Origin of the sequence: Marinobacter sp. MA, assembly GCF_048298425.1 — a bacterium.
GTDB lineage: Bacteria > Pseudomonadota > Gammaproteobacteria > Pseudomonadales > Oleiphilaceae > Marinobacter > Marinobacter salsuginis.
This window is the reverse complement of the sequence record NZ_CP103058.1, coordinates 1178931-1195881: the sequence shown is the minus strand read 5'-3', so window position 1 is coordinate 1195881 and position 16951 is coordinate 1178931. Positions and strand designations below refer to the sequence as shown.

At 59.0% G+C, this 16951-nt stretch carries 14 protein-coding genes; 2 read left to right on the top strand and 12 right to left on the bottom strand.

Annotated elements, in window-relative coordinates; all coding sequences use genetic code 11:
- Positions 1 to 17 precede the first annotated feature (17 nt).
- Both NUW46_RS05610 and ppc read right to left on the bottom strand, forming a co-directional pair.
- Complete coding sequence (locus tag NUW46_RS05610; RefSeq protein WP_305966604.1) at positions 18 to 1388, bottom strand: HDOD domain-containing protein; 1371 nt, start codon at positions 1386 to 1388, stop codon at positions 18 to 20.
- A 76-nt stretch (positions 1389 to 1464) separates the two neighbouring features.
- The gene (gene ppc / locus NUW46_RS05605) at positions 1465 to 4110 is read right to left on the bottom strand and encodes a phosphoenolpyruvate carboxylase (protein ID WP_349343697.1); all 2646 of its coding nucleotides are present in this window, start codon (positions 4108 to 4110) and stop codon (positions 1465 to 1467) included.
- Between the two features lie 104 nt (positions 4111 to 4214).
- Here ppc and NUW46_RS05600 point away from each other — a divergent pair, with 104 nt between their 5' ends.
- Positions 4215 to 4448, top strand: a complete 234-nt coding sequence (locus NUW46_RS05600) for a hypothetical protein (RefSeq protein WP_091991508.1) — start codon at positions 4215 to 4217, stop codon at positions 4446 to 4448.
- A 31-nt stretch (positions 4449 to 4479) separates the two neighbouring features.
- Here NUW46_RS05600 and NUW46_RS05595 read toward each other — a convergent pair whose 3' ends face one another.
- The 5 genes from NUW46_RS05595 to cysM form a co-directional block, all read right to left on the bottom strand.
- Positions 4480 to 4824 (bottom strand): hypothetical protein, encoded by a 345-nt coding sequence (locus NUW46_RS05595; protein WP_008176163.1) that lies wholly within the window; start codon positions 4822 to 4824, stop codon positions 4480 to 4482.
- A gap of 136 nt (positions 4825 to 4960) precedes the next feature.
- Complete coding sequence (gene mazG, locus NUW46_RS05590) at positions 4961 to 5818, bottom strand: nucleoside triphosphate pyrophosphohydrolase (protein WP_209398710.1); 858 nt, start codon at positions 5816 to 5818, stop codon at positions 4961 to 4963.
- A complete protein-coding gene (gene relA / locus NUW46_RS05585; RefSeq protein WP_418141580.1) occupies positions 5815 to 8052 on the bottom strand; it encodes a GTP diphosphokinase in 2238 nt (745 codons plus the stop codon). Before relA ends, mazG begins: the two co-directional genes overlap by 4 nt.
- 57 nt (positions 8053 to 8109) lie before the next feature.
- The gene (gene rlmD / locus NUW46_RS05580; RefSeq protein ID WP_136629319.1) at positions 8110 to 9459 is read right to left on the bottom strand and encodes a 23S rRNA (uracil(1939)-C(5))-methyltransferase RlmD; all 1350 of its coding nucleotides are present in this window, start codon (positions 9457 to 9459) and stop codon (positions 8110 to 8112) included.
- A 26-nt stretch (positions 9460 to 9485) separates the two neighbouring features.
- Positions 9486 to 10379, bottom strand: a complete 894-nt coding sequence (gene cysM, locus NUW46_RS05575) for a cysteine synthase CysM (RefSeq protein WP_069184125.1) — start codon at positions 10377 to 10379, stop codon at positions 9486 to 9488.
- Positions 10380 to 10604: 225 nt separating this feature from the next.
- Here cysM and NUW46_RS05570 point away from each other — a divergent pair, with 225 nt between their 5' ends.
- Positions 10605 to 13478: an ATP-binding protein gene (locus NUW46_RS05570; protein WP_153634524.1), complete on the top strand. Its 2874-nt coding sequence runs from the start codon at positions 10605 to 10607 to the stop codon at positions 13476 to 13478.
- Positions 13479 to 13490: 12 nt separating this feature from the next.
- On the opposite strand, the gene pdxJ is transcribed toward NUW46_RS05570, so the two are convergent.
- The 5 genes from pdxJ to NUW46_RS05545 are packed head-to-tail and all read right to left on the bottom strand — an operon-like array spanning position 13491 to position 16949.
- The gene (gene pdxJ, locus NUW46_RS05565; RefSeq protein WP_153634525.1) at positions 13491 to 14231 is read right to left on the bottom strand and encodes a pyridoxine 5'-phosphate synthase; all 741 of its coding nucleotides are present in this window, start codon (positions 14229 to 14231) and stop codon (positions 13491 to 13493) included.
- Complete coding sequence (gene recO / locus NUW46_RS05560; protein ID WP_153634526.1) at positions 14221 to 14949, bottom strand: DNA repair protein RecO; 729 nt, start codon at positions 14947 to 14949, stop codon at positions 14221 to 14223. Before recO ends, pdxJ begins: the two co-directional genes overlap by 11 nt.
- A gap of 7 nt (positions 14950 to 14956) precedes the next feature.
- A complete protein-coding gene (era, locus tag NUW46_RS05555; protein ID WP_418141579.1) occupies positions 14957 to 15874 on the bottom strand; it encodes a GTPase Era in 918 nt (305 codons plus the stop codon).
- Complete coding sequence (rnc, locus tag NUW46_RS05550; RefSeq protein ID WP_153634528.1) at positions 15874 to 16563, bottom strand: ribonuclease III; 690 nt, start codon at positions 16561 to 16563, stop codon at positions 15874 to 15876. The genes era and rnc overlap by 1 nt, the downstream gene beginning before the upstream one ends.
- Positions 16560 to 16949 carry a DUF4845 domain-containing protein gene (locus NUW46_RS05545; protein ID WP_069184119.1) on the bottom strand — a complete coding sequence of 130 codons (390 nt, stop codon included), beginning with the start codon at positions 16947 to 16949 and terminating at the stop codon, positions 16560 to 16562. The genes rnc and NUW46_RS05545 overlap by 4 nt, the downstream gene beginning before the upstream one ends.
- Positions 16950 to 16951: the final 2 nt, after the last annotated feature.

The following is a 16951-nucleotide window of genomic DNA, read 5'->3' as shown; positions in this document are numbered from 1 at the left end:
CGAATACAGACAGGGTGTCAGGATGACAGGGAGTTGGCCAGTGCGTCCAGATCGGGAGCCACACGTTCCAGTTCGGCGTTCAGTTCTTCCACAACGTCCGGCTGCAGCCCCAGGCCTTCCAGCAGAGAGGGCACATCATCGGGGTTAAACTCATCGCCAATACCGCGATCCTTCAGAAGGGCATTCGCCAACTGAACCATGAGGACGTAGTTCTCATGCTCACCATGGTAACCCGACTGCTGATGAACACCGGCCGCCTTGACCACCGGATCCGGCAGTTGCCACAAACGGTGGAGTATTCCGCCAATGGCACCATGGCCAACCGACAGGATTTCCTGCCCATTGCCCTGTCCGAAGACCTGTTGTTCGAGAGAGTGCATGCTGGCTTCGGGATTGGCCTCGCGAAGCTCATTGAGTTCATCGAATTCTGCCGGGAAAAGATGCCCCACCAGCAACAGGCCGAAGTTGTGCAGCAGACCGCACAGATAACCCAGTCCTTTCTCGGCGCCGCATCGCGGAGCAATGATCTGGCACAGGAACGCGCAATACAGCGAGTGGCGCCAGAAATTGTCCATACCCAGCATCCCCTGGCGGGGCACTTCAAAGGCGCGAACGGAGGCAATGCCCAGGGCGATATGTGCCACGCGATCAAAGCCCAGGACACGGGTAACCGCTTCCTGGACCGAGTTGATCTGGCCGGGATAATTGAACAGTGCAGAGCGGGCATAGCGCATGATCTGGGCGGTCAGGCTCGGGTCAAACTCGATCAGCTCGGCAAGCTCCCGGGCGGTGGCATCGGTATTGGCGGTCAACCGCAGAATGCGCAGGGCGAGAGCCGGCATTGGTGGCAACCGGTAGAGTTTCTGAAGCTTGTCGGCCACTTCCTCGAGCGTCAGGGCCTCGCGGTTGCCATTGCCCGGCCCCCGGATAACCAGGTGGCCTTCCCTGGCGCCTGCCAGCGCCAACCGGAGTGAGCGACCATCCATCTGTATCAGCGAATGATCGGTACCACTGGAGAACACGACCTGATCCGCCAGTATCACATCCTCATCGACGATCACGGGCAATTCATAGGCCTGCCCGATGGGGGGCGTGAAGCCGGGGTCGCAATCCCCGAACAGCCGCATGGTCTGCCGTGCGGTAAGTGGCTGGAGGCGCCGGCCGGTCAACTGGTGAACGGCATCCGGATCGAGGGAACTGTCGAACTTGTGCACTGCCATCACGACACCGGTAATATCGATCAGGAGAGTGGCCTGAATGAAAGAATCCTGCGACAGTCCCGAGGCCATAACTGCCGCATCGAGGCTGGTCACCTGATCAATCGGGAGCTCCCGATAGCTGATGCCCTTGCGGGCAAGAAAACGTTCCAATCGTGCAGCCAGAGCCACAGCTTACTCCCTTCGTTCGTTGTCAGCGGCCAGGCTACCCGGCCTTTGCCAGCACTGATTTCGACACCTGTATTGATCAGCCGGTGTTGCGCATACCTGCAGCGATACCCGCCATGGTGACTTTAAGGGCGCGCTCCACCAGTTCGGGAACCTCGCCCTTGCCCTCACTTTCCCGATCTCGTCGCAGCAGCTCGGCCTGCAGGTAGTGCAATGGATCGGTGTAGGGGTTGCGGACTCGCATAGAGTGCGCGAACACGGGCTCCGCCTCAAGCAGATCCGTTTGCTCCTTGAGCTCCAGAAGCCGCTCGATGCATCCCTGCAGCCGGGTTCGAAGGCTTTCACCCAGGGCTTTCAGTTGGTCATCATCAAGCAGGGTCTGTTCATAATAACTCGCGATCCGCAGATCCGCCTTGGCCAGCACCATTTCCAGCATGTCGACGTAAGTGCGGAAGAACGGCCAGCCCTGCATCATTTCCCTCAGTACCGGCAACCGGTTATCGCGGGCCGCTTCTTCAAGCGCCACGTCACTGCCCAGCCAACTGGGCAGCATCAGCCGCATCTGGGTCCAGGCGAAGATCCAGGGTATTGCCCGCAGGCTTTCCACGCCGCCGGTGGCCTTGCGCCGCGCCGGTCGGCTGCCCAGCGCCAGCTTGCCCAGGGCCTGCTCGGGTGTGACCTGACGAAAATAAGGCACGAAATCCGGATTCTCCCGAACCACATCGCGGTAGGCTTTCAGGGAGCGTTCGGTGAGCCAGTCCATGGTCTCACGCCAGCTGTCCTCCGGTTTGGGTGGCGGAGCCAGTGTGGCTTCAATGACGGCGGTGGTGTAGAGCGTCAGACTTTGAACAGCCAGCCGGGGCAAACCGAACTTGAAACGAATCATCTCCCCCTGCTCGGTGATCCGGAAACTGCCGTTAACCGAGCCCGGCGGCTGGGACAGAATTGCCCGGTTGGCAGGCCCACCGCCTCGGCCAACGGTGCCGCCCCGACCGTGGAACAGGGTCAGGTGGACCCCATACTGGCGGGCGACCTGGGTAAGTTTCTCTTGGGCCTGATACTGGGCCCACGCCGCCATCAGCTGACCCGCATCCTTGGAGGAATCCGAGTAGCCGATCATCACTTCCTGACGGCCCTGGCAATACTCCCGGTACCATTCAACCTCGTACAGAGCCGACATGCTGTCCGGCGCGCCACGCAGGTCGTCCAGGGTTTCAAACAGAGGGACGACCCGCATCGGAAACTTCATCCCCGATTCCCGCAGCAGCAGAATCACGCTCAACACGTCGGAGGGCTTGCTGGCCATGCTAATCACGTAGGAGCCGAGAGCTTCCGGGGTTTGTTGCGCCACTACCTCGCAGGTCGCCAGCACCTCCGCAACGGATTCAGAGGGCTCCCAATTGCGTGGGACCAGCGGACGTCGGCCCTGTAGCTCCTGCACGAGGAACGCCTGACGCTCCTGTTCGGACCAGGACAGGTAATCCCCCAGGCCGAGGTAGTCGACCATCTCGGCGACGGCCTCGGCGTGGCGGCTCGCTTCCTGGCGAATGTCCAGTCGGATCAACGGCAGGCCGAAGGTATGTGCCCGCCGGATGGTATCCAGCAGAGGGCCGTTGGCAATATCTTCCAGCCCACACTCAACCAGGGATCGATAGCAGAGCTCCAGGGGGCCGGTGAAATCCTCATTCTCGAACAGGATCCCGCTGGCGTCCGCGGTTTCGCCATTGACGCTCGCCTCGGCCCAGTCCCGGGTTTTGATCAGCCGTTCGCGAAGTTCGGCGAGCACATGGCGATAGGGTTCCCGGGAATCACCGACAACTGCCTTGAGTTCGTCGCTTGCCTGCCACATGGACAGTTCCGCCCGCAGCGCCTGAATATCACGAAGGTAGAGATCCGCTGCCATCCAGCGGCCAAGCAGGAAGACCCGGCGGGTGACCTTATGGGTAACGTTCGGGTTACCATCGCGATCACCGCCCATCCAGGATGCAATCCGGATGGGGGATGCCTGCAGGGGCAGGCCCTTCCCGGTGGCGTCCTGCAAGGAAGTATCCAGGCTTCTCAGAAATTGGGGCAGTGCCTGCCACAGACTGTTTTCTATAACCGCAAAGCCCCACTTGGCCTCATCCACTGCGGTTGGTCGCTCATGGCGAATTTCGTCGGTGTGCCACGCTTCCGTAACCAACTGGGACAGGCGGGTAACGATCTCCTCCCGCTCGGCCGGCATCAGGTCGTCATGGTCCAGCCGTGCCAGGCAGTCCGACATTTCGTCGTATTTCATGATCAGGGTGCGCCGGGCCACTTCAGTAGGGTGGGCCGTAAGGACGAACTCGATGCGCAGGTCCGCGACCCTCTGATGAAGTTCTTCCGGCGTCACATCGCCCTGCTTCAACCGCTCAAACACTTCACCGAGAGATTCCACCATCAGGTCTGACTGATGGCCCCGCTTGCGACGGATGCCATGGTATTGCTCGGCCAGGTTGGCCAGGTTCAGAAACTGGTTGAACGCCCGGGTAACCGGAAGCAGTTCATCATCGCTCAACTTGCCCAGCAGGTTTACAAGCCGCTGCCCGGATCCGCTTTCCTGGCGGCGATCTGCCTTGGCCGCCGCACGGATTTCCTCGATCAGTTCATAGCAATCCTGTCCTGGATACCGCCGTATGCTCTGGCCCAGCAGCTCGCCCAGCATTCGTACGTTTTCTCGGAGTTCGGGATGAAGCTCAGTCACATTGACGTCCTTTTGAATTGACGGAGGCGAAGTAAACTTACGATACTAAGGAACAGTCGAGAAAGTCTATTGGCGATTCAAGCCTGTAGCTGCAAGGAGTCATCATGAAGGTCACTGATTTGCCCAAACACTGGGAGAAGCAAAAAGAGCCCGTGGAGCGCACGCACGATTACAATCTGCGCCTGCCGCTGGAAGATGCCGCACGCGTGGCCGCATTGGCGGAGCTTTACCCGGATCGCAGCGAGAGCGACATTCTGAACGATATGATTGGCGCAGCGCTGGACGATCTCGTTCGCCAGAGCCCGCTGAAGGACAAGCTGGAAGGGAAAGACAAGTAAGAAACGAGGGGCAGCGTTAGCTGCCCTTTCGTCAGGCCACTGACTCGAGCTGGCGAGCCTTGAGGCGCTGGATGTGCTTCTGGCTCAGACTGACGAATTTTGGGGTGAGACCCTGGTCCTCATAGATCTCGAAGCCGTCCTCGTCATACGCCACCACCTTGGTGCCCTGGACATACGGAAAGCTGGTCTCCATTTCATCCAGTGCTGCAGAAATCAGATCCCGCATCAGATCCTGAGGTGACTTCATCGGATAAAGCGCTGCGAGCTTTTCGAGGCGCTTGTGATGCTGGTCAGACAACGCCATGAAATAGGCGTCTCGGGTAAGCCGACCACGTGCATGCTTGTCCCAGTAATTGACCAGATCTTTGATTTTCATGGTGCCTTCACTCCTGCATCTTATTGATGGCGCACGGCGCACGAAAACTGTGCGTCCGTTTCCGGAAGTGTAGACGAAGCCGTCGGTCCGGGGGCGAGAAAATTGGTAACGGATTGTACTTACCGATCCGCCCTGTTCAGCCCTCTCTTCCTCCCCGCTCCACGCCTTTGACCGCCTGCCAGACGGCATCCAGCGCCTCCAGTGATTCTTCGTCCATGTCGCGGCCCTCACGCTCAAGCACTTTTTCAATGGCCCGGAACCGGGCATCGAACTTGTGATTGGTCCGATTGAGAGCCTGCTCGGGATTAACCTTCATGAACCGTGCCAGGTTCACACAGACAAACAGGAGATCGCCCAGCTCATCCTCAACGGCGTCCGGATCACCAGCGCCGGTTTGCGCCGCTTCCCAGGCCTCCTTGAGCTCGTCAATTTCCTCATGGAGCTTGTCGAACACGGGGGCGATATCCGGCCAGTCAAAGCCGTGGCGCGCCGCCCGTTTCTGGAGCTTTTCGGCCCGTGCCATGGCCGGCAGGGTGCGGGCAATGCCGTCAAGCCGGCTTTCCGGTGCGCCGGCATCCGGTGCCGGCTTCAGTGCCCGCTCCTCGGCCTTAATACGTTCCCAACTTTCCTTGATCCACGCCTCATCCGGCCGGTTATCCGGATCGATTCGACTGTCCAGGGTTCCTTCCGGAAAAACATGTGGATGCCGGCGCACCAGTTTGCGCACCAGATGATCGACAACGCCGTCGAAGTCGAAATGCCCATCTTCCCGTCCGATCTGAGCATAGAAGATCACCTGGAACAGCAGATCTCCCAGCTCGTCTTTCAGATGCGGGTAATCCTCACGTTCGATGGCATCGGCAACTTCGTAGGCTTCCTCCAGCGTGTGAGGCACGATGGACTTGTAAGATTGCTTCGTATCCCATGGACAGCCGGTATCCGGATCCCGTAGCCGGGCCATCAGATTTTTCAGATCCTCGATGGTATAGCTCATCCGCGTTTACGCCTTACATCAATGATATTGGGCAGGTTGCGAATCTGTGCCAGCAATCGGGCCAGCTGCTCCAGACTGGAGATCTCCACGGTCACCGTCATGGTGGCCGTGTTCTCATCCTTGTTACTCAGGGTATTGAGCGACAGTACATCACTCTTCGAAGCCGACAGCACCTGGGTGATATCCCGCAGCAACCCGGACCGATCATAGGCCTCGATTTCGATATCAACCGGATAAACCGCTGCCTGCCGGCCACCCCAACTCACCTCAATGATCCGATTGGGCTCAAACTCTCGCAGATTCAGAAATGTGAGGCAGTCCTGACGATGCACCGTCACGCCCCGACCGACCGTGATGTAGCCACCAATCGCATCTCCCGGCAGGGGTTTGCAGCATTTCGCCACCTGGGTCTTGAGCTTGCCGACGCCCAGGATCTGGATATCCGATTCCGTATCGTAAGGTTTCCGGCGCTGGGTGCTGAGCTTCAGATCCAGCTGTTCGGATTTGGGCTCCAGCATCTGCTGGGCCACATTGGCAACATGAGTCGGACGAAGATCGCCAGCACCTGTCGCAGCAAACATGTCCTCGGCACTGTGATAATTGACCTTCTTCGCGAGCTCGCCAAGATCCACGTCGTACAGGGACAGCCGCTTGAATTCGTCCTCGAGAATGGCACGGCCATCAACGATATTGCGGCCCCGATCCTGCTGCTTGAACCAGTGGGTAACCTTGGCTCTTGCCCGGGAGGTCTGGATGTAACCCAGGCTCGGATTCAGCCAGTCGCGGCTGGGAGCTGGGTTGTTGGAGGTCAGGATGAACACCTGGTCGCCGGTTTTCAGTGGATAGGTCAGCGGCACGATCCGGCTGTTCACCCTGGCGCCACGGCAGGCATGGCCAATCTCGGTATGCACCCGATAAGCAAAGTCCACCGGCGTTGCCCCCTGGGGCAGATCCACCACATGGCCCTCGGGCGTGAAAACATACACCCTGTCTGAGGCCACATCGGATTTCAGGTGGTCGGCCAGCCCGGACAGGTCGCCCAGCTCTTCCTGCCACTCCAGCACCTGGCGCAGCCAGTTGATCTTGGCATCGTAACCGGTGGACTTGTTGCTCTTGTCCATCCCCTTGTACAACCAGTGGGCACAGACGCCCAGTTCCGCCTCCTCATGCATCTTGTGGGTACGGATCTGCACTTCCATAACCTTGCCCTCCGGCCCGATCACCGCTGTGTGCAGGGACTGGTAACCGTTTTCCTTGGGGTTGGCTATGTAGTCGTCGAACTCGTTGGGTATGTGGCGCCATAACGTGTGGACGATACCCAGGGCGGCGTAACAGTCGCGCACTTCCGGAACCAGGATACGCACGGCGCGAACATCGTAGACCTGAGAGAAATCGATGCCCTTGCGACGCATTTTCCGCCAGATGCTGTAGATGTGCTTGGCTCGGCCGGACAGCTCTCCTTCAATGCCATAGGCTTTCAGTTCGGTCTGCAGAGTCTCAATGACGCGCTTGATGTAGCTATCACGGTCCAGGCGCTTCTCGTCGAGCAGCTTGGCGATCTTTTTGTAGGCGGACTCATGCAGGTAGCGGAAGGACAGGTCCTCCAACTCCCATTCTATATGACCGATACCAAGACGATGGGCCAGCGGCGCATAGATATCAAACACTTCCCGGGCCACACGCATGCGCTTTTCTTCCGGAGCGTCCTTAACGGCCCGAATGGCGCAGGTCCGCTCGGCCAGTTTGATCAGGGCAACCCGGACGTCGTCAATCATGGTGACGAGCATCTTGCGGACGTTGTCCAACTGCCCCTCACTCTGCCCGAGGACGTTCCCTTTCAGCGGGTGATGGATGGATGAAATCGCCGCCATCTGCTGCACGCCGTTGATCAGGCCCGCCACCTCGTCGCCAAATTCCTTGCGGATGGTTTCCAGTGGAACACGCTCTTCGCGTACCGCCCGGTAAAGAATCGCTGCTACCAGGCTGGCCTGGTCCAGGTGCAGCTCTGCCAGCACCTGGGCCATTTCAATGCCGATCCGGAAGCTACTGGAACCGGGAGCCCACTGACGGTCCTGCCGGAAGGCCTGAAGGTCAATCTCGGCCGCTTTTTCGCAGGCCTGCCGGAACTGATCGGGGTCTTCCAGGTGTGTCTGCGAGGCGATCTGCTGAACCCAGCCCTCGATATCCACCTGGCCATCGCCCGTCATTGCGTAGTCTTCGCGAACTTTTACCATATCAGTCTTGTTGTTCCTGATGGTTTACGCAGCCATCCCTGGCTGCCCACAACATTGTCAGCCGGAATCCCGCTCAAACAACGCGATGGATTCCACGTGGGTGGTGTGGGGAAACATGTCCATCACACCCGCGCGCACCAGACGGTAGCCGTTGCGCACCATAACGCCTGCATCCCGCGCGAGGGTCGCCGGGTTACAGGAGACGTAGACGATCCGTCGCGCCCCGAAGGCGGTGAGGTACTTGCAGATTTCCTCGGCACCGGAGCGGGGCGGGTCAATCAGAATCTTGTCGAACCCTTCCTTCGCCCAACTCTGGCCGGTGAAATCCCCGTGCAGATCCGCACCGTGGAAATCGACATTGTCCAGACCATTCAGTTCCGCATTCTCCCGGCCGCGCACGACCATGGTCTCGTCGCCTTCTACGCCAACGACCTGCCCTCCTCTTCGGGCCAGAGGCAACGTGAAGTTGCCCAGACCACAGAAGAGATCCAGCACACGCTCTCCCGGCTGGACATCCAGCCACTCCACGGCCCTGTGTACCATCGCGCGGTTAATGCCTGCATTGACCTGGGTAAAGTCCATGGGATGAAATTTCATGGTCAGGTCGAATTCATCCAGCCGGTAGCTCAACCGTTCGTCATCCGGACCCGAGGATTCGGGCCAGATCCGATGCACGGTGTCAGGCCCCTTGGGCTGCAGGTAGATATGCAAGTCGTGGGCCTGACCAAAGGCGATAAGCTTTTCCCGGTCACCGTCCGACAGATCATCCATGTTCCGGAACACCATCACGGCCACATCGTCACCACAGGCAACTTCTACCTGGGCAATCCGGCTATACGCGTCCAGATCATGCAGCATGTTGCGCAGGGGCAATATGCGCTCACCAATTCTGGGGTCCAGCACCGCGCAACGATCAATGTCGGTCAGGAAACTGTTGCGCTTTTCCCGGAAGCCGACCAGAACCGACTCCCGGGCCTTGACGTAACGAACGCCCAAACGAGCCTTGCGACGATAGCCAAGACTCTCCTCGGAACGCAGCGGCTCAATCCACTCCTCGGGCTCAATGCCCCCAAAATGGGCAAAATGCTCCCGCAAGGTGTTCTCCTTGAACGCGATCTGGGCATCGCCACTCATATGCTGGAGGCTGCAGCCACCGCACAGATCGGCAAACTCGCAGGGTGGCGTCTGGCGGTCCGGCGCGGCTTCCAGAACCTCTTCAGTGCGCAACTCGTCGAACTTGCTACGGCTGGACACCACTTTCGCCATGACCGTTTCGCCCGGCAGGGCTCCATCCACAAACTGCGTTTTGCCGTCCTGACGGGCAATACCCCGGCCGTCGTGGCTCAGGGTTTCAATCTCACAGCGCACGGGCTCTTTCGGAAGAACCTTCCTGCGTCGTCTGCTCATACTCGGGTCTCTTGGTAAAGTCGTGTTCAGGCGCCGGGGAACACACCGGTGGAAAGATAGCGGTCGCCGCGGTCACAGATAATGGCCACGATGATGGCGTTTTCAACCTGCTCAGAGAGTTTGAGAGCCGCCGCGATCGAACCACCGGAAGAAACACCACAGAAGATGCCTTCCTCGGAAGCCAGGGCTCGCATGGTGTTCTCGGCTTCTTCCTGGCCAATATCAAGAACCTCGTCCACCCGTGCGGCATCATAGATTTTGGGCAGGTAGGCCTCTGGCCAGCGCCGGATCCCGGGTATGGCCGCGCCTTCTTTGGGCTGAAGCCCGATAATCTGGATATCCGGGTTGCGCTCCTTCAGGTAACGGGACACGCCCATGATGGTGCCGGTGGTTCCCATGGAGCTGACAAAATGGGTGACACGGCCACCGGTCTGTTCCCAAATCTCGGGACCGGTGGTGCGGTAGTGCGCCAGCGGGTTGTCCTGGTTGCTGAACTGATCCAGCACCCTGCCCTTGCCCTCTGCCTGCATCTTGAGCGCCAGGTCACGGGCCGTTTCCATCCCCTCTTCCTTGGTGACCGTGACAATCTCCGCACCATAGGCGCGCATGGACGCCCGGCGCTCCTCACTCATGTTCGCGGGCATAATCAGTACCATGCGGTAACCCTTGATCGCAGCCGCCATGGCAAGGGCAATGCCGGTGTTACCGCTGGTTGCCTCGATCAGGGTGTCACCCGGTTTTATGTCGCCCCGGCGCTCAGCCTCCTGGATCATGCTGATGGCCGGACGATCCTTCACCGAGCCGGCCGGATTGTTACCCTCCAGCTTGGCCAGAATCACGTTACTGGTCTCACCGGGGAGACGCTGCAGGCGAACCAGAGGGGTGTGCCCGACATAATCTTCAATGGTGGGAAAATGCATATGATAACCCTGTGGTACACTTTTGGCTTCGCATGATACGCGTTATCGCCCCGGTCTCCCAATACAGCTTCTCGCTATATCCATGACCGGCGGCTATATCCGATGCGGGATTTTCCGGTACCGCCGGGACTGATACCACAGTTATCCCGTTCCGGATCAGCTATTCTTAACACGGACGTTTTCCGCCCTGCGGTGCGGACAAAAGCAATAATTCAGGAACACGGTATGCGACGTTGGGGCATTCGCAAGAAAGTTTTGGTGGTCACGCTGGTTCCCACCCTGCTGACCACCCTGATGCTGGGGCTTTTCTTCACCTACAGCTGGGTCAACAATATCGAGAGCCTTCTGAAGGACCGGGGCGAATCTCTCTCCCGCCAGCTCGCCGCTGGTTCCGAATATGGCCTGTTTACCGCAAACCGTAGCCTCCTGAGCAGTCTCTCCAATGCGCTCCTGGAAGAGCAGGACGTGCGCTCCATTACCTTCTTCGGTAGCGACGGCTCGCGCCTGCTTCACACCGGGCCGGGAAGCTCGGAGACTGTCAGGTCGGAGGAACTTACCGCCGAGCACGCAACCCGGATTTCCCGGGAAAACAGCACCCGGTTTATCACCCCCGTCTTTCTTCAGGATCTGATGATCGAGAGCATGCTCGACCCGGATGCCCGCCAGTCCATGTCGAATCTGCGGGAGCCTCTGGGCTGGGTGGTTGTGGAAATGTCACACATCCGCACCGAAAAAGAGACCTACAAGGCCCTGCTGATCTCCCTGCTGCTTATTATCGGCGGCGTTATTCTCAGCATGGCCATTGCACTGCGCCTGAGCCGCGCGTTCACCAACCCGGTATTTGAACTGAACGAGGCGGTGGCCAAACTCAAGGAAGGCAAGCTGGATACCCGCGTATACACCGGCGCCGGCCCCGAGTTTGAACAACTGGAGTCCGGCCTCAATGCCATGGCTGAAGAGCTGAGCAAGGCCCAGGCAGAAATGCAGCAGAACATCGACCAGGCCACCGAAGACCTGCGGGAAACCCTGGAAACCATCGAGATCCAGAACATTGAGCTGGATTTCGCGAGGAAAGAGGCGCTCGAGGCCAGCCGGATAAAATCCGAGTTCCTGGCCAACATGTCCCACGAGATCCGAACCCCGCTGAATGGCATCATCGGTTTCACCGAACTTCTACTGAAGAGCCCCCTGCCAAGGCAGCAACGGGACCATCTGAGCACCATCAGGAAGTCCTCAGAGATTCTTCTGACCATCATTAACGACATTCTGGATTTCTCGAAGATCGAGGCCGGCAAGCTGATCCTGGACCGGGTGCCTTTCCAGTTGCGGGATATTGTCGAGGAAGTCATGGTCATGCTGGCTCCGGCCGCCCATGCCAAGAACCTGGATCTGGTGCCGCTGGTCTACAACGATGTGCCGGACAACATCATGGGTGACCCTTTGCGCGTCAAACAGGTGATCACCAACCTGGTCAACAACGCCATCAAGTTTACCCAGACCGGCGAGGTGGTCCTGCGGGCAAGCCTGGAAGAGGAAGAAGCCGATACCAACCGTGTAACCCTGCGCCTGAGCATCACGGATTCCGGAGTGGGCCTCTCCCGCGCCCAGCAGCAATCCCTGTTCAACGCCTTCAGTCAGGCCGATGCTTCCACCGCCCGGCAATACGGCGGCACCGGCCTCGGACTGGCCATTTCCAAACGCCTGGTCGAAGAAATGGGAGGCAAGATAGGACTTGAGAGCGAGCTCGGCAAAGGCTCGACCTTCTGGTTCACCCTGACCTCGGAGCTTACCACCAGCGGAGAAGCCATTGCCCCGCGTGATGGCCTGCGTGGGGAACGGGTGATCTACCTGGAACAACAGAAAACCACCGGGCTGGCGGTGGAACACCTGCTGCGGGATTGGGGCATGGTGGTGGACCGGGTGGCCTCACCCGGAGCACTACAGGAACAGATCGAAGAGGCCCAGAAAAGCCAGACCGGTTATGCCGTGGCCATTGTCGGCATCACCCGCCACCTGCTCAATTCCAGCCAGTATTGTGGCCTTGTCCGTACCCTGGAGATTGAACGGGATTGCCGGACACTGTTGCTGACGCCCACGCTGGAAACCCACGACACACCCCTATCGGGGCTTGCCAGCGGCCATCTCACCAAACCGGTGTGCCGGGACTCGCTTTACGATGAGCTTCTGCTACTGGTGCACGGCATCCATTCCGGCGGTCGGGCCCCTGAGTACGAGACTTCCGCCAACCCCGTGACCACTGCCAATGTTCCCAGGGTACTGGCGGTGGATGACAACGACGCCAACCTGAAACTGGTGATGACTTTGTTGGAAGACTGCCAACTGGAGGCCGAAAGCGCCTCCAGTGGTTTTGAGGCCCTGAGCAAGGCCAGACAGAAGCCCTTCGACCTGGTGTTCATGGATCTGCAGATGCCCGGCATGGACGGAGTGGAAACCACGGCCAGGCTGAGGGAGATGGATACCGGCAATCACCGGACGCCGATCATTGCCCTAACTGCCCATGCCCTGGCCGACGAGCAGGAACGGCTGACCAAGCAAGGTTTCGATGGCTACATGCCAAAACCGATCAGCAGCGGACAGCTGACCGAAATCATCCATGAGTACACTGGTTATATCTGCCCCAAGAACAGTGGCAACGGTCGGCTCCCGGTGCCGGAAGTCCGCGACACGCGCCGGACCCTGCGGCCGTCAACCCGAAAAATGCAACAGGACTGCGTCAGTGTCGAGGAGAGTATTCAGCTCGCCGCCGGAAAGGCCGACCTCGCCGAAGAACTGTTCAGTATGCTGCTGGAACAGGTCCATGTGGATCGGGCGCGAATACCGGAGCTCTGGACCGGCGAGCATATGGATGAGTTGCTCGAGTGCGTCCACAAACTCCACGGCGCGACCCGCTACTGCGGCGTACCCGAACTGCGGGCCGCGGCCAATCACCTGGAAACGGCGATCAAATGCGCCGCACCGGATCTGGAACACCAGAAAGACCAGTTGCTGTCCGCGATGGAGCGGCTTGAGATCTGGAGTGACCAGACCGACTGGCAACAGCTGTTCCGCGAACGCCGCGAGGCCGCGGAAACCACCTGACAAAACGCCGAATCAGGCCCGGCTCCGGGCCTGATCGATAATGGCCTTCATATCCCGAACCGCCTCTTTCAGACCGGTAAACACCGCGCGGGCGATAATGGCATGGCCAATATTCAATTCGTTGATACCGTGAATCGCCGCCACCCGCTCGGTGTTGTGATAATGCAGACCGTGGCCGGCATTGACGATCAGCCCTTTCTTGCGGGCATAGGCCACCGCATCGGCAATCGTCTTGAACGCAGCGTTCTCAGCCTCTGGCGTCTCCGCTTCGGCATACTCACCGGTGTGCAGCTCCACCACCGGCGCTCCGCAACGCACTGCGGCATCTATCTGGGCCGGGTCCGGGTCAATAAACAATGACACTTCGGAGCCAATGCGGGCGAGACGCTCACAGGCTTTGGCCACGCGGGATTCCTGACCCTCGACATCCAGACCGCCTTCGGTGGTCAATTCCTCACGCTTTTCCGGCACCAGGCAGACACATTCCGGCCGCACCTGCTCGGCGAACGCCAGCATGGCATCGGTAACGGCCATTTCCAGGTTCATCTTGGTCTGGAGCACTTCTTTGAGTAACAGCACATCCCGATCCTGGATATGACGCCGGTCTTCCCTGGGATGGATCGTGATGCCGTCCGCCCCGGCTTCCTCGGCCATCAGTGCTGCCTGCACCGGGTCGGGATACCGGGTTCCCCTCGCCTGGCGGAGGGTGGCTACGTGATCAATGTTGACGCCAAGCAGTACTCTAGGATTCATGGGATTCTCCCCGAAGGTGAGTGAAAAGGCTGCGACTGTTCAGGGGGCGACCCTGCAGAAGATAGTCAATCAGTACCCGCATGACCCGTTTCGCCAACCGCCGGGCGCTGTCCGATTGCAGATCATCGCGGGCCAGATCCAGTAAAACATCACCCGGGAGATTCCGCAGGCGCACACCCGGTGACAGCCCGAAAACAATGCCCTGTTCCGGATCATAACAATACTCCCGGCCGGGCTCGACGGATTGCCCGCTATCAGTGGCGAGGTCCCAGGCGAAGTCGAAGCCCAGGGCGGCGGCAAAGGCCCGTTCGAACCTCCGCAGCACCGGCTCAACATCCATGGTGTCGGACAGCTGCCGGATGGCATCTATATAGGCTGCAAAGAGGGTCGGATGGGGGTCAGCGGCGGGCAGAACCCGCTGCAACAGTTCATTCAGGTAAAGGCCGCTGTATAGTGAAACTGTCCGACTCAGGGTCGGGCCGGTTCGAACATCTACCTGGGTAAGGGTTTTCAGGTCGCCCCGGCCGGCCCAGTCCACGATCAGGGGCTGAAAAGGTTGTAGCTGGGCTTTCAGGGGGCTTTTGGCGCTGTTCGCGCCCCGGGCGATGACGGTCATCCGGCCATGGTTCAGGGAAAACAGATCCACCATAAGGCTGGTTTCCCGCCAGGGGCGGCGGTGAAGGACATAAGCGGGCTCCTGCAGCTCAGGCCCCTTCATAACCGCCTCAGAGGTCGTTCATGCCCAGGCTCTTCAGGGCCCGGTCGCTGTCTGCCCATCCGCGCTTCACCTTGACCCAGAGTCTGAGCATGATCTTGCTATCGAAAAGTCGCTCCATGTCCGTGCGAGCCTCCTGACCAATCCGACGCATCCGCTCGCCCTTCTCGCCGATGATGATCTTCTTCTGACCTTCGCGCTCGACCAGGATCAGGGCGGAAATGTGCAGGGTCTTGCCCTCCCGCTTGAACTCCTCGATCTCTACGGCCACGGAGTATGGCAATTCGGCCCCCAACTGGCGGGTAATCTTTTCCCGGACAATCTCCGATGCCAGGAAACGTTCACTGCGATCGGTGATCTGATCGTCCGGGTAGAAGTGAATACTCTCCGGCAGGAAACGCCCCACCGCCTCTTCCAAAGGCTCGAGATTGGTCTCTTTCAGTGCCGAAAGCGGAATGATCTCGGCAAATTCACGCTTTTTCGAGAGCATATCCAGATGCGGAAGCAGGCTTTCCCGCTTTTCGATCTTATCGACCTTGTTTACCGCCAGAATCACCGGGCATTTCAGCCGGCTGAGCTTCTTCAGCACCATCTCATCCGCGGTGGTCCAGGCCAGCTGGTCCACCACAAAAACCACCACATCGACATCAATGAGCGCTGAGGTGGCAGCCTTGTTCATATAACGGTTGATGGCCCGAGGCTCTTCCTCGTGCATGCCCGGTGTGTCCACATAGATCGCCTGGACCGGACCGACGGTCTTGATACCAAGCACCTGATGACGGGTGGTCTGGGGCTTGCGGGAGGTAATGCTCAGTTTCTGCCCGAGAATGTGATTGAGCAGCGTGGACTTCCCTACGTTAGGACGACCGACGATAGCCACGAAACCGCAGCGACTGTCCGGGTTTTCCGGACGGGTGATATCGTTCATTACTGATTCTCCACGCCCAGTTCTTTCAGGGCGTTACGGGCTGCCTGCTGCTCGGCCACCCGGCGGCTGCTACCAGTCCCGGTGGTCTTTCGGTCCAGCGAAGGCAGCGCACAGGATACGTGAAATGTCTGGTTGTGAGCCTCGCCGTCCACGGAAATGACGTCATAGCGTGGCAATGGAAACTGGCGAGACTGGAGGTATTCCTGCAAACGGGTCTTGGGATCTTTCTGGGTATCCTGGAGATCAAGCTTCTCCAACCGGTGCTCAAACCAACGCAGAACCTGCTCCCGGCAGGTGTGAAAATCGCTGTCCAGATAGATGGCGCCGATGATCGATTCCACGGCATCGGCCAGGATGGATTCCCGACGGTAGCCTCCGCTTTTCAACTCTCCGGAGCCCAGCCGGAGGTAACCTCCAAGCTGGAATTCCCGGCCGATCTCAGCCAGGGTCACGCCCTTTACCATGCGGGCCCGCAGGCGGCTCAGCTGGCCTTCACGGGCTTTTTCGAAGTGCAGAAACAGATACTCGGCAATCACCATGTTCACGATGGAGTCGCCGAGAAATTCCAGACGCTCGTTATTCTGGTTTCCGTAGCTCCGGTGAGTAAGTGCCAGCAGAAGTCGCTCCGGCGATTTGAACTGATAGCCGATGCGTCGCTGTAACTGATCCAGGTCCGGTTGTGAACTCACTTGCCCTTCATCTCATAGGTGTGTTTGAAGTGAACCACCGTATCCACATTGCTGAACAGGTTGTTACGCACTTCGTAATCAACGTTGATGACGACCAGGTCGCCATCCTTATCGACTGAAATGTTCTTGGCATCAAAGCCCCGGACATTGTTCACACTGAGCCGCTTGTTAATCAGTGTGCGAACCTGGGCTGGCCCCATCTGAGAGAGGCCTTCTGTACCATCCAGGCTTTCCAGCGCTTCCTGAATGGTGATGTCATCAAGGTAGGCGGGACCCAGCTTGATCACCAGCGTCAGCAAGCCACCAAAAAACAGCACCATAACCATCATGGTCAATGCCGAGGCACCCCGCTGACGGCCCATGCCGGAAAGATTGTTTTTCTGCATTA